Raw genomic sequence first — 12,191 nt, 5'->3', positions numbered from 1 at the left:
CGGGGGTGCTGGTCGGGCTCGTCGGCTGTGGTGCGGTCGGAGCCGACGCTGGCCATGGGCGGGGCGTCCGGACGCCCCGGACCGCGGTTCCCGATCGCTACGACATGGGCAGGGTCGGGTGGGTGCTGTTGACGCCGGCGTTGAACGCGTAGATCAGGGCGTAGCCGATGGCGACCCCCGCGGTCACGGCGGGGGTCGCCGTGACCGGGGCCTGCGTCGACACGGACCGGCCGCGGGGGTCGCGGATGTCGATGTCGGCCAGCGAGCCCGGGCGCGAGAGGAAGGAAACGTCGTTCACTGTGGCTCCAGGGGTCCGGACTAGCTCTGAGGCAGGGTCGGGTGGGTGCTGTTGGCGAGGGCGTAGCCCAGGGCCACACCGGCCGCGAGGCCCGCGGTCACGGCGAGGGGGGTCGCCGTGACGGGCGCCGCGCCGAAGCGGATGCTGCCGCCGTCGGTCTCGCTCAGGGCGTCCGCGCCGGCGAGGGAGGCGGGGGGAGTCAGGGGGATCACTGCGTCTCCTGGTCTCTAGGCGTGGGGGAGGGTGGGGTGGGTGCCGCCGAGGGCGTTGACGAGGGCGCCCGCGGCGTAGGCGACGACGATCGCCCCGGCCGCCCCCACGACCACGGGGGTCGCCGTGACGGGGAGGCCGGACCGGAACACCCGGCCCTCGGCGTCCTCTTCCAGGGCACCGGGGACGATGCCCCAGTGCGGTCGGACCTGTGTCTGCATGCTCGCTCCTCACCACCGCGCCAGCGCGGTGCGACGTGTTCCGGGGCGCGCCCGGAAGGGGAACGGCCCCCGGGGGTTCCGCGGGGGCCGTTCTCACGATCGCAACGCTCGGTGCCGAAGTGAAGGCGGAACGTCGGCACGAGGCTGCCGCGCGCGGTGCAGCATGATGCAAAGGAGGAGCGCGGTCCCGCCCGGGCCCCGGTGCGGCGGTCGGGCGCCGGGCCGCAGGGGAGGACGGGGAATCGGCGGGGCGGCGGGGCTGTTGTCCACCGACATGACCGAGCCGTGGCTGGACCAGAAGACCATCGACCACCTCCTCGACGAGACCGGGACCTGGGCCGTGGTGGGCCTGTCGAACGACACCGGGCGCACCGCGTACGGCGTCGCCCGGGTGCTCCAGGCGAAGGGCAAGCGGATCGTCCCGATCCACCCGGGGGCCGCGGCCGCCGGCGAGGAGGTCCTGGGCGAGAAGGCCTACGCGACGCTCGCCGAGGCGGCCGAAGCCGTCGGCGGCATCGACGTCGTGGACGTCTTCCGCCGGTCCGAGGCGGCCGGGGAGTTCGCCGACCAGGCCGTGGCGATCGGCGCCCGGGGGGTGTGGTTCCAGCTCGGGGTGGTCGACGAGGAGGCGTTCCGGCGGACGGCGGAGGCCGGTGTGCCGATGGTGATGGACACCTGCCCCGCCATCGAGTGGGGCAGGCGCGGCGCCTGACCGGCGCGGGGCCTCACGGGGTGGACTCGGTGGAGGGTGCGGCGCTCTTCAGGAACCACGAGGCGACCGCCGCCGTCACCACGCCCATCAGGCCCACGCCCATGATCATCAGCACGACCGCCACCAGCCGCCCTTCGAGGGTGACGGGGTAGAAGTCCCCGTAGCCGACCGTCGCGGCCGTCACGATCGCCCACCACAGGGCGTCCCCGAACTCGGTGATGTTCGCGTCGGGGGCGCCCCGCTCCGCGTCGAGCACGGTCACCGCGCTCAGGAAGACCATGAGGGCCGCCGCGCCGGTGACGTAGACGGAGGTCTTCCCGATCATCGAGTGGCCGACCGTGGAGCGGTTCAGCATGCGTACGAGCGAGAACAGGCGCAGCAGGCGCAGCATCCGGAACATGGGGAGCAGGACCAGGACCACGTCGTACCAGTTGCGCAGTGCGTACTGCAGGCGGTGGTCGCTCAGGTGGATCCGGATGGCGAAGTCGACCGTGAAGGAGAGCCAGACCGTCCAGGAGAGGGCCTGCAGGACGTTGTACAGGTCCGGTTCCAATCCCGGGTCGATGACCGGCCACGCGTAGGCGACGAGGAAGGCCACCGCCAGCAGCAGCATGGGGATCTCCGCCCTGCGCTCCCACCGGGTCACGCGGGCGTCGTGTTCGAGGGGCTGGAGGGGCGTGTCCTGTTCCGCCATGGGGGCACCGATCCGCGTCCGGGGGCTGGGCCGAGGGCTGCCGGCGTGCGTGGGGTCCGCGGTGGCGGACCACCGGCATCAGGGGCGAAAGCCGCAAGGACGCCCCGCTGACATGGGAGGATACGTCAACTCTCGGCCGGTCCGGTGACCGGGTGGCGGTCCGGGACGACGGGCGCGGCCGGAGGGCGGGTGCGGCCGGGCACCCGGCCGCACCCGCCCTCCGGGGGTCGCGCGGTGCGCCCCGGGGTCAGCGGACGACGTCGAACACCTGCTTCTGCATGCCGTTGGAGTACGCCTCGTGCTCCACGAGCCTGAGCTTGGTCAGGTCCTTGTCGGCGTCGCTGAACAGCCGCTTGCCCGCGCCCAGGAGCACCGGGAAGACCAGCAGGTGGTAGCGGTCGACCAGGCCCGCGTCGGCGAGCCCCTGAGCCAGGGTGGAGCTGCCGTGGACGATGATCGGCCCGCCCTCGGTCTCCTTGAGGGCGGCCACGTCGTCCAGCGAGCGCAGGATCGTGGCGGGCCAGCGCTCGTCCTGCTCGGTGAGGGTGGTGGAGACGACGTAGCGGGGCATGGCGTTGTAGCCCTTGAACTCCTCGGTCATCGAGGGCCACACCGGGGCGAAGGCCTCGTAGCTGCGGCGGCCCATCAGCATGGCGGTCGCCTCGTCCTGCTCGGTGGCCTTGATCGCGTAGGCGGCCTCGTCGAACTCGACGGAGTTCACGGTCCAGCCGCTGTTGCGGTAGCCGGACTCTCCGCCCGGGGCCTCCATGACGCCGTCGAGGGAGATGAAGGCGGTGACGATCAGGGTGCGCATGATGTGTTCCTCGTTTCCGTTCGCACGTACACCCTCTCGTCGAACGGCCCCCGCGCGGATCGACACCGCGCCGGAATTTTTTTTCCAGAGGTCCTCCTTCCCGGCGCGGACGCACCCCGGTGCCGCCGTACGCGGGGGAGGAGGACCCTCCCCGACCAGGCCCCGCGCGGGCGCGGACGCTCAGGCGGGGTGCGCGGCCGGGGCGGGGAGGCGTGCGGTGAGCAGGGAGATGCCGTAGGCGCAGCCCGCGGCTGCCAGCACCGCCGGGACGAGGCCGATCGGGCCGCCGAGGAAGGACTCGCCCATGAAGGCGATGGCGACGAAGGACGCCGCGACCGGGTTGACGACCGTCGTCACACCGAGCGGCGATCCGAGCTCCATGCCCTGGTAGGCGGCCTGGGCGAGGAACATTCCCAGGACGGCGACGACCGCTGTGCCCATGGCCGCCGGGTGGGCGAGCGCGGCGGCCCCGTCGGTGCCGATGACGGTGACGGTGGTCTTGGCCAGGGCGGAGGAGACGCCGAAGGCGACCCCCGCCACGGCGGCGAGCAGGTGGCTGCGCCAGGCGGCCGGACAGCGGCCGGCCGCCCAGGCCCCGGCGGTGAGCAGGGCCAGGGTGCCCAGGGTGACGGCCCACCCGTCGGCGACGGTGAGGGGGTCGCTGCGGCCGTCGGTCACCGACAGGGAGAGCAGGACCGCGACCGAGGCCACGACCAGGACCGCGCCCCCGGTCTGTCGGCGGGTCAGCCGCCGCCCGCCGAGGCGGGTGGCCCAGGGGATCGCGAAGACCAGGGCGAGGACGCCCAGCGGCTGCACCACGGTGAGCGGGGCGAAGGCCAGGGCCGCCACCTGGAAGGCGGCACGGCCGCCGTTGAGGAGGATCGAGGTCCACCACAGGGGCCGTGCCAGCAGGGACGCGAGGGGGCCGCGTTCGATCAGCGGCTCGGGCACCAGGACGGCCAGCCGCCACTGGGACACCGCGGCCGCGGCGTAGGCGACGCAGGACAGGGTGCCCAGCAGGGCACCGAGCCATACGTAGGGGTCCATATCGGTAATCCTTGCGCGGACGCGCGGACGGTGTCGTCATACCGGGGGATGGTCCCGTGCGTCTTCGGTAGCGGGTCGGGCGGCGGACTCGGGGGCGGGGCGGGCGCCGGCCTCCCCGGGGGTGTGCGCGGGCCGCGTCGGCGGCCGCGCCGAGGATACCGGCGTTCGGTCGGGGGAGGCTGGACCTCCCGCGTGAAAGGTACCCCCGCCGCGGGCTCCGGACTCCGGACGCCGCGCGGCCGTCGGCTAGGATGCGCGGCATGCCCTGCACAGCACCCCTCGGAGCCCGCCGATGAACGCCGCCTCGATCGTGTCCTGGGTGCTCTTCGTCGCCGTCTTCGCGCTGGCGCGCGCGCTCACCCGGGAGCCGTACGCCGACCTGCTCGGCTCCGGGATCCCCGCGTCGCTCGCCTCCTTCGGCACCGCCGCGGCCCTGGGCCTGCTGGTCCTCTTCGCCGTCCAGAGGTTCGCCGCCCGCTCCCGCCGGGAGTGAACCCGGGCACCGGGTCCGGGGGCGGCGGGACGGGGCGCGGGAACGCGTCCGAAGGTCCCCGCCGATCCGTCCGCCGGGTGGCCGGCAGGTAACGGAAGAGCCGCAGCACCAAGGGTTGTGGGTCTTTCCACGGCCGCGGGACCGTAGACTCCTGCGGGTGAGCAGAACGAGTCCGGGTCGGCGCCGGGCACCGCGGGGCGAGGGCGGCCGGCGGCGTGAGGGGATCCTGCGGATCGCCGGCGGGGCCGTCGCGGCGCACGGCCGCGACAGGGCGTCCTCCGCCGGGGCCCGCGGCCGGGCCGGGCTCACCCGGGCGGGTATCCACTCCTTCGGACCCGGTCCGCTCCCCGCCGTCACGGACCCGCGCGCCGCCGTCCGCGCCCCACGCCGTCCGGCCTGCGCCGGCCCGTCCACCGGGGAGGGGGAGCGGTGAGGGAGGCGGTCGAGCGCCTGTACGCCGTGTTCGCGCGCCACCGCCTGGCCGCCCGCATCGACGGCTGCCCGCACTGCGTCACGGACGAGGACCAGCGCCTGCTGCGCCGCTCGCCCCTGCGCGAACTCGGCGAGGACGACCTGCGCCGGTTCGTGGCCAAGGTCCTCACGACCTGGGGCGGCGTCGACGACCTGCGCCACTTCCTGCCGCGCATCCTCGACCTCGCCCTCCCCGGCGGCGGGCACATCGACATCGACACGGTGGCCGCCAAACTCGACCTGGCCCGCTGGTGGCAGTGGCCCGCCGACGAGCGCGCCGCCGTCCGCGCCTGCTTCGCCGCCCTGTGGCTGCACACCCTGGACCGCGAGCCCGAGGAGCGCCCCGCCGTCCTGATCCTGGACACGCTGGCCACCGCCTTCGACGACCTGTCCCCGTTCCTGGAGGCCTGGTCGGACCGGCTGCGGCGCTGGGCCGACCACCCCCGGGCCCTGCGCCAGTTCGCCGACACGGCGGGGACCGTGGTGGCCACCTCGCCGACCGTGCGCCACCCCCAGGTGGTGATCTGGCTGCTCGACCTGATCCCCCTGATGGAGACCCTGTTCAAGGAGCTGGAGGAGGTGGACGTCGGCCTGGCCGAGTCCGTCCTGGACACCCACGACCAGCTCGTCCTGCTGCGCGCCGCCCTCCGGTCCTGACGGTCCGCGCACGCGTGCCCCCGTGCCCGCGCACGTTCGTCCCCCGTGCCCGCGCACGGACGGGCCCCGCCCCCCGGAAGGGGACGGGGCCCCGCCTACCGGCCGACCACCGCCGCGGCCACCGCGTCGGGCGCCTGCGCGTAGGAGTCGAACTCCATCACGAAGGACGCCCGGCCCGAGGTCCGGCCGCGCAGGTCGCCCACGTAGCCGAACATCTCCGCCAGCGGCACCGCCGCCGAGACCACGCGGGCCCCGCGCCGCTCCGCCAGCGACCGCATCCGGCCGCGCCGGGCGTTGAGGTCGCCGATGACGTCGCCCATGCAGTCCTCGGGCGTCGTCACCTCCACGGCCATCACCGGTTCCAGCAGCGCCGGGTCGGCCTGGGCCAGGGCCTCCCGCATGGCGTCCAGGCCCACCGTCCGGAACGCCAGCTCGGAGGAGTCCTCGGTGTGGAACGCCCCGTCCAGCAGGCGCACCCGCACCCCGGTCACCTCGTACCCGGCCAGGACGCCGAGCCGCAGCGCGTCCCGGCAGCCCCTGTCCACGGCGGGGACGAACTCACGCGGCACCCGGCCCCCGGTCACCTCGTCCACGAACTCGTACCCGCCATCGAACGGCTCGACGGCGATCCGCACCCGGGCGAACTGGCCCCGTCCACCGGTCTGCTTCCGGTGCGTGCGGTCCACCGCCGCGACCGCCCGCCGGATGGTCTCCCGGTAGGCGACGCGCGGACGGCCCACCCGGGCCTCCACGCCGAACTCGCGCAGCAGGCGGGCGACCTGGATCTCCAGGTGCAGCTCGCCCATACCGCCCAGGATGGTCTGGCCGCTCTCGGCGTCGGTGTGCACCCGCAGGGACGGGTCCTCCTCCGACAGCCGGACGACCGCCGACGACAGCCGGTCCCGGTCGGACCGGGACCGCGGCTCCACCGCGACCTCGATGACGGGGTCGGGGAAGTCCATGGAGTCCAGCACGATCGGGTCCGCCGCGTCGCACAGGGTCTCCCCGGTGCCGGTCCGGCGCAGCCCCATGACGGCGACGATGTCGCCGGCGACCGCCGTGGGGACCTCCTCCCGGGTCGCGGCGTGCATGCGGTAGATCTTGCCGATCCTCTCCTTCTCTCCCCGGAGCGGGTTGTACACCCGGTCGCCGGTGTCCAGCCGGCCGGAGTACAGCCGGACGAACGTCAGGCGGCCCAGGTGCGGGTCGCCCGTGATCTTGAAGGCCAGCGCCGCCAGCGGCGCGTCCTCGGACGGAGGGCGTGCGACCGCCGCGCCCGCGTCCCCGGGGCGGACCCCGGCCGCCTCCCCCGCGTCGAGCGGGGAGGGCAGGTAGCGGACCACGGCGTCCAGCAGCGGCTGCACCCCCTTGTTCTTGAACGCGGTGCCGCACAGCACCGGCGTCACCGTCACCGGGCCGTCCACCGATCCGACGGTCAGCCGCCGGACCGCCGCGTGCAGCTCCGCCTCGGCGGGCTCCTCGCCCCGCACGTACAGCTCCATCAGCGCTTCGTCGTGCTCGGCGACCGTCTCCAGCAGGCGGGCGCGCCAGCGCCGCGCCTCCCCGGCCAGCTCGTCGGGGACGGCGGCGACCTCGTACGCCTCGCCCGGGCCGGCGTCGGCCGGCCACACCAGGGCGCGCATGCCGACCAGGTCGACCACGCCCCGGAAGCCCGCCTCCGCGCCGACCGGCAGGTGCAGCACCAGCGGGACCGCGCCCAGCCGGTCGCCGATCATCTCCACCGTCCGCGCCATGTCCGCGCCGACCCGGTCCATCTTGTTGACGAAGCAGATGCGCGGAACGCCGTAGCGGTCGGCCTGGCGCCACACCGTCTCGGACTGGGGCTCCACGCCGGCCACCGCGTCGAACACCGCGACCGCGCCGTCCAGGACGCGCAGGCACCGCTCCACCTCGACGGTGAAGTCGATGTGGCCGGGGGTGTCGATGAGGTTCACGGTGTGGACCGCGCCGTCGACCGTCCACCGGCAGGTGACCGCCGCCGAGGCGATGGTGATGCCGTGCTCGCGCTCCTCCGGCAGGAAGTCGGTGGCGGTGGTGCCGTCGTGCACCTCGCCGACCTTGTGGGAGGTGCCGGTGTAGTACAGGATGCGCTCGGTGGTGGTGGTCTTGCCCGCGTCGATGTGGGCCATGATCCCGATGTTGCGGACCGAGGCCCGTCCCATCCTTGTGGTGGTGGCCATGTGTCCGTTCCTTTCTGCTCCGTCGGGGCGACCATCGGGCGGTGCGCGCATGCCTGTGCGGCCGTGGGTACGGCCTGCCGCCTGTTGGGAGCGTAGGCGCGGGGGCCCCGGCGGGCCACCGGTTTTCGGACACGCGAAGGGCGGCGGACCCGCGTGGTCCGCCGCCCCCGTGGACGCTCCGTCAGTCGACCGGGCGCCGGGGCTCCACCACCGTGTCCGGCCCCGGGTAGATGAGGCGTTCCGCCCCGTCCGGGAAGCGCACCAGGTAGGGAGGGCCGTCCTCGGCCCCGCGCACCTCGATGATCTCCCCGAGGTGCCGCCCGTCGCCGCTGGTGACCCCGTGCGTGCGCAGGTGGTCGCCGACCTTCGCGTGCATGGTCCTCCCCCGTTTCCGCCGGTCCCCCCGACCGGCCCGTACCGGGGGTCTACCCGACGCCGTCCCCGCCCGAACCGGACCCCGGGGCGACCCCTACGCACAAAGGGATAGCCGGGTCCCGACGAACCTCCGATGCGCCGGCGGGCCGGCCGGACGGACGCTGTACGGGACCGACGAGACGAGGAGGCCGCACATGCTGACGGTGCGGGAACTGACCAAGCGCTACGGGGACAGAACGGTGGTGGACGGGCTCACCTTCACGGTGGAGCCCGGCCGCGTGACCGGCTTCCTGGGGCCTAATGGGGCCGGCAAGAGCACCACCATGCGGGTGCTGCTGGGGCTGGCCGCGCCCACGTCCGGCGAGGCGCTGGTCGACGGCCGCCCCTACCGGGATCTGGACCGGCCCGCGCTGCGGGTGGGCGCCCTGCTGTCCACGGGCTCCGCCCACCCCGGGCGCACCGCGCGGGCCCACCTGCGGGCCAAGGCGGTGGGCACCGGCGTCCCGCGGAGCCGGGTGGAGGAGGTGCTGGAACAGGTCGGGCTGTCCGACGCGGCCGACCGGCGGGTGGGCGGCTACTCGCTGGGCATGCGGCAGCGGCTGGGGGTGGCCGACGCGCTGCTGGGGGACCCCGGCGTGCTGGTCTTCGACGAGCCCGTCAACGGACTCGACCTGGACGGGGTGCGGTGGATGCGCGCGCTGGTGCGGCGGATGGCCGACGAGGGCCGCACCGTGTTCGTCTCCAGCCACCTGATGAGCGAGATGGAGGCGGTCGCCGACCACCTCGTGGTCATCGGGCGGGGGCGGCTGATCGTCGACGCCCCGCTCACCGAGGTCATCGGCGCGTGGTCGCGCACCCACGTGGAGGTGCGCACCCCCGACGCCGGGACCCTGCGGGAGCGGTTGGAGCGGCGCGGCCCCGCGGTGCGGGTGGAGGACGGGCCCGGCCTGCTGCGGGTGTTCGGCGCCCCGGCGGCCGAGGTCGGCGACCTGGCGTACGAGGCCGGCGTCCGCGTCCACGGCCTGCTGACCAGGGAGGCGTCCCTGGAACAGGCCTACCTGGAGCTCACCGGCGAGGCCGTGGAGTACGGATCGACGGGAGGAGCCCGATGAGCGGGACCAGGGGCCGGTACCCGGCCGAACTGGGCCGGGAGTCCGCCGCGGAGTGGATCCGCCTGACCTCCCTGCGCTCCACCTGGTGGGCGGTGGCCGCGGCCCTGCTCGGGATGGCCGTGTTCGCCGCGCTCATGGGGTTCACCGAGCTGTCGCGGATCGCCGAGAACCCCGACGAGGCCGACTCCCTGGCCTACGCCCGGCTGCTCTCCCAGGGGCACTTCTACCTGGTGCAGTTCACGGTGCTCACCCTGGCCGCGCTGGCCGCCACCGGCGAGTTCGGGGACCGGGGCGTCACCGGGACGCTGCTGGCCCGGCCGGACCGCTCCCTGGTCCTGGCCGCGCGCACGCTGGTGGTGGCGGTCCTGGCCGGGGTGGTCGGCGTCCTGGCCACCGTTGTGGGGGCTGCGGTCCTGGCCGGGTTCATCGGCCGGTACGCGGCCCCGGACCCGGCGGCGCTGGCCGGGACGGCGCTGGGGGCGGGGCTGTGCATGGCGCTGTTCGGCGTCCTGTTCACCGGGGTCGGAACGGCGCTGCGCAGCGCCCCGGGCACGTTCGTGATCGGGTTCCTGCTGCTCCTGGGGCTGCCGATGGTCCTCCAGCTGTCCGGGAACCCGGTGCTGGACGACCTGGCGGCCCTGGCCCCGGGCACCGCGGGGATCGAGTTCTACGCGGGCGGCGATGTCGGCTTCTACACCGCGCCGCACGACGGGCCGGTGAACATCGTCGTGGTGGCGGGGTGGGCGGCCGCCGCCTGGATCGTCGCCCGCGCGGAGTTCCGGGTCCGCGACGTGTGACCGACCGCCGGCGCCCGGCCCGCACGGGCCGGGCGCCGACGCGTTCCCGTCAGTGCTCGGTGACCTCGGTCACCGCGGGCGCCGGGTCCGGCAGCGGGGACGCCCCGCCGCGCAGGTGGTGGTCGAAGAACGCCGCCAGGTGCGCGCGCTGGGCGGCGACCGAGTCCTCCGGATCCACGGTGCCCAGTCCGCCGCGCACCGCGTTCCGCCAGGCCGCCGAGGACGGGGAGAAGGCCTCCTCCAGCTGCGGGGCGATCCACTGGAGGTCCGTGGACGCCATGTGCTCCCCGTCGGGCATGTACACCTCCAGCACGGGCGCGCTCGACGCCTCGACGAACAGCCGCCAGTCCGGGGAGTGGTCGGAGTGGTGGGGCAGTCCCTCGTCACCGCTCGCCCCGGCCCCCATCAGGGCGAACGGCCGGGAGGCCCCGGCCAGGGTCGCGTCGGACCACTCCTCGTCGCCCACGTGGTAGGCCAGGCTGCCGTCCATGTTCACGCCGGCGTCGACCCGGTCGTCCACGAGCATCGTCTCCGCCGTCGTCACCCCGCCCAGGGAGTGGCCGAACATGCCCACCCGCTCCATGTCCAGGGCGTCGGCCAGCCCCCGGGGCAGCGGGTGCCCGGAGTCGTCGGCGGCGTCCTCCCCGGCGGCGAACCCCTCCAGCCGGTCCAGCACGAACCGGGCGTCGGCCAGCCGCACCCCGCCGGCCAGCCTCCGGTTCCCGGTGTCGTTGGTGGGCAGGGCGGTGCGCAGCAGGCGCCCGTCGGGCAGCTCCACGACGAGTGCCTCGTAGGGGTGGTCCATGGCCGCCACGACGAACCCCCGGGAGGCCAGGTCCTCGCCCAGGGCGGTGTACTGGTGCCGGGACATGCCCATCCCGGGGGAGAAGAGCAGCACCGGCAGGTGCGCGTCCACGGCCTCGGCGTCGAGCCGGGAGGCCGTCCGCGCCCCGGCCGCGTCGACGGCGTCGCGCGGGATGCCGTACTGCTCGAAATCGCGCTTCATCGTCTCGGCGAAGGACGCCGGGACGTACGGTGCGGGCTCCCCGCCGCCCCGGGCCGGGTACCAGACGTCGACCACGACGTCGCGGTCCTCGGCGGCCGGGACCCAGGGGTGGCCGCGGTCCGGGTCGACCAGGTGCAGGGTGGTGCGGCCGGTGGGGTGCGGGCCCGTGGGCGCAGGGGGCTCGAGGACGACCGGCTCGGGGTCCGTGACGGCGGACAGCGCGGTCGGCGCGGACAGGGAGGCCGCCAGGACCAGCGCGGCGCACAGCAGGGCGCGGGTCCGGACGGCTCGGGGTGTCTGTGAACGTGTCATGCCCGTATGCTCCGCCGCCCCGGCCCCCGGGCACATCGCCCGGACGGCGGCGGCCGCCTAGGCACAAAGGGGTAGGGGGAGTCCCGGGGTCAGAGCAGTCCGGCCTCGTAGGCCAGGATCGCGGCGCGCACCCGGTTGTCCACGCCGAGCCGGGTCAGGATCGACCCCACGTGCACCTTCACGGTCCCGGCCGCGATGTCGAGCCTGCGGGCGATCTCGTCGTTGGAGCAGCCCTCGCCGACCAGCACCAGCACCTGGCGTTCGCGGGCGGTGAGCCGGTCCACCCGCTCCCGGGCCCGCGCGCTGCGGGACCGCCGCGGGGAGGAGGCGTCGAGCAGGCCGACCACCCGCCGGGCCACATCGGGGGACAGGTAGGCGCCGCCGTCGGCCACGGCGCGCAGCCCGGCCACCAGCTGGTGCGGGTCGCCGGTCTTGAGCACGAACCCGTCGGCGCCGCCGGACAGCGCCCGTTCGATGTAGGCGTCCTCGCCGAACGTGGTCAGCACGACCACCGACGTCGCCGGGTGCGCGGCCGCGATGGCCTCCGCCGCGTCCAGGCCGTTCATCCGCGGCATGCGCACGTCCATGAGCACCAGGTCGGGCCGGTGCTCCGCGGTCAGGGACACCGCCTCGGCGCCGTCGGCCGCCTCGCCCACCACCTCGAACCCGGAGGCGGCGGACAGGATCGCGCGCAGCCCGGCGCGCATCATCGCCTCGTCGTCGGCCAGCAGGACGCGCAGCGTCCGGGTGCCGTTGCCCGTCTCCACGCGC

The 12,191-nt window shown here is 74.9% G+C and carries 16 protein-coding genes; 6 read left to right on the top strand and 10 right to left on the bottom strand.

Translation table 11 applies throughout. The features are described from left to right. Positions 1 to 97 precede the first annotated feature (97 nt). From ABZ249_RS18400 to ABZ249_RS18390, 3 genes are read right to left on the bottom strand one after another with little or no spacing between them, the layout of a single operon-like run. The gene (locus ABZ249_RS18400) at positions 98 to 298 is read right to left on the bottom strand and encodes a hypothetical protein (RefSeq protein ID WP_220564619.1); all 201 of its coding nucleotides are present in this window, start codon (positions 296 to 298) and stop codon (positions 98 to 100) included. Positions 299 to 318: 20 nt separating this feature from the next. Further along, on the bottom strand, positions 319 to 510 hold the full coding sequence (locus ABZ249_RS18395; protein WP_355264085.1) for a hypothetical protein: 192 nt from the start codon (positions 508 to 510) through the stop codon (positions 319 to 321). 15 nt (positions 511 to 525) lie between these two features. Next, positions 526 to 729, bottom strand: coding sequence for a hypothetical protein (locus ABZ249_RS18390; protein WP_355264082.1), 204 nt, complete (start codon positions 727 to 729; stop codon positions 526 to 528). Between the two features lie 274 nt (positions 730 to 1,003). On the opposite strand from ABZ249_RS18390, the gene ABZ249_RS18385 reads away from it, so the two are divergent. Beyond that, positions 1,004 to 1,441 (top strand): CoA-binding protein, encoded by a 438-nt coding sequence (locus ABZ249_RS18385; protein WP_355264115.1) that lies wholly within the window; start codon positions 1,004 to 1,006, stop codon positions 1,439 to 1,441. 13 nt (positions 1,442 to 1,454) lie between these two features. On the opposite strand, the gene ABZ249_RS18380 is transcribed toward ABZ249_RS18385, so the two are convergent. The 3 genes from ABZ249_RS18380 to ABZ249_RS18370 all read right to left on the bottom strand — a co-directional run bounded on the left by ABZ249_RS18380 (position 1,455) and on the right by ABZ249_RS18370 (position 3,996). Then, positions 1,455 to 2,135 (bottom strand): potassium channel family protein, encoded by a 681-nt coding sequence (locus tag ABZ249_RS18380; protein WP_355264079.1) that lies wholly within the window; start codon positions 2,133 to 2,135, stop codon positions 1,455 to 1,457. A 247-nt stretch (positions 2,136 to 2,382) separates the two neighbouring features. After that, on the bottom strand, positions 2,383 to 2,949 hold the full coding sequence (locus tag ABZ249_RS18375; protein WP_355264076.1) for a dihydrofolate reductase family protein: 567 nt from the start codon (positions 2,947 to 2,949) through the stop codon (positions 2,383 to 2,385). 180 nt (positions 2,950 to 3,129) lie between these two features. Further along, positions 3,130 to 3,996 (bottom strand): DMT family transporter, encoded by an 867-nt coding sequence (locus ABZ249_RS18370; RefSeq protein ID WP_355264073.1) that lies wholly within the window; start codon positions 3,994 to 3,996, stop codon positions 3,130 to 3,132. Between the two features lie 292 nt (positions 3,997 to 4,288). Here ABZ249_RS18370 and ABZ249_RS18365 point away from each other — a divergent pair, with 292 nt between their 5' ends. The 3 genes from ABZ249_RS18365 (at position 4,289) to ABZ249_RS18355 (ending at position 5,617) form a co-directional block, all read left to right on the top strand. Next, positions 4,289 to 4,489: a hypothetical protein gene (locus tag ABZ249_RS18365; RefSeq protein ID WP_355264071.1), complete on the top strand. Its 201-nt coding sequence runs from the start codon at positions 4,289 to 4,291 to the stop codon at positions 4,487 to 4,489. Positions 4,490 to 4,646: 157 nt separating this feature from the next. Further along, positions 4,647 to 4,922, top strand: a complete 276-nt coding sequence (locus ABZ249_RS18360; protein WP_355264068.1) for a hypothetical protein — start codon at positions 4,647 to 4,649, stop codon at positions 4,920 to 4,922. Then, on the top strand, positions 4,919 to 5,617 hold the full coding sequence (locus ABZ249_RS18355) for a hypothetical protein (RefSeq protein WP_355264065.1): 699 nt from the start codon (positions 4,919 to 4,921) through the stop codon (positions 5,615 to 5,617). Before ABZ249_RS18360 ends, ABZ249_RS18355 begins: the two co-directional genes overlap by 4 nt. A 95-nt stretch (positions 5,618 to 5,712) precedes the next feature. Here the strand turns inward: ABZ249_RS18355 and fusA are convergent, their stop codons facing one another. After that, positions 5,713 to 7,818, bottom strand: a complete 2,106-nt coding sequence (gene fusA, locus ABZ249_RS18350; RefSeq protein WP_355264062.1) for an elongation factor G — start codon at positions 7,816 to 7,818, stop codon at positions 5,713 to 5,715. A 181-nt stretch (positions 7,819 to 7,999) separates the two neighbouring features. Continuing rightward, a complete protein-coding gene (locus tag ABZ249_RS18345; RefSeq protein ID WP_220564627.1) occupies positions 8,000 to 8,194 on the bottom strand; it encodes a DUF1918 domain-containing protein in 195 nt (64 codons plus the stop codon). Between the two features lie 193 nt (positions 8,195 to 8,387). Between ABZ249_RS18345 and ABZ249_RS18340 the strand changes: the two genes are divergently transcribed. Both ABZ249_RS18340 and ABZ249_RS18335 read left to right on the top strand, forming a co-directional pair. After that, positions 8,388 to 9,305, top strand: a complete 918-nt coding sequence (locus ABZ249_RS18340) for an ABC transporter ATP-binding protein (protein WP_355264059.1) — start codon at positions 8,388 to 8,390, stop codon at positions 9,303 to 9,305. Continuing rightward, positions 9,302 to 10,102 (top strand): ABC transporter permease, encoded by an 801-nt coding sequence (locus ABZ249_RS18335; protein WP_355264056.1) that lies wholly within the window; start codon positions 9,302 to 9,304, stop codon positions 10,100 to 10,102. The genes ABZ249_RS18340 and ABZ249_RS18335 overlap by 4 nt, the downstream gene beginning before the upstream one ends. A 49-nt stretch (positions 10,103 to 10,151) precedes the next feature. Here the strand turns inward: ABZ249_RS18335 and ABZ249_RS18330 are convergent, their stop codons facing one another. Both ABZ249_RS18330 and ABZ249_RS18325 read right to left on the bottom strand, forming a co-directional pair. Beyond that, a complete protein-coding gene (locus ABZ249_RS18330; RefSeq protein WP_355264053.1) occupies positions 10,152 to 11,420 on the bottom strand; it encodes an alpha/beta hydrolase in 1,269 nt (422 codons plus the stop codon). 89 nt (positions 11,421 to 11,509) lie between these two features. Continuing rightward, on the bottom strand, positions 11,510 to 12,187 hold the full coding sequence (locus ABZ249_RS18325) for a response regulator transcription factor (RefSeq protein WP_355264050.1): 678 nt from the start codon (positions 12,185 to 12,187) through the stop codon (positions 11,510 to 11,512). Positions 12,188 to 12,191: the final 4 nt, after the last annotated feature.

This window comes from Nocardiopsis sp. NPDC006139, assembly GCF_040614155.1.
In the GTDB taxonomy this organism is placed as follows: domain Bacteria; phylum Actinomycetota; class Actinomycetes; order Streptosporangiales; family Streptosporangiaceae; genus Nocardiopsis; species Nocardiopsis changdeensis.
This window is presented reverse-complemented; position numbering and strand designations above follow the sequence as displayed.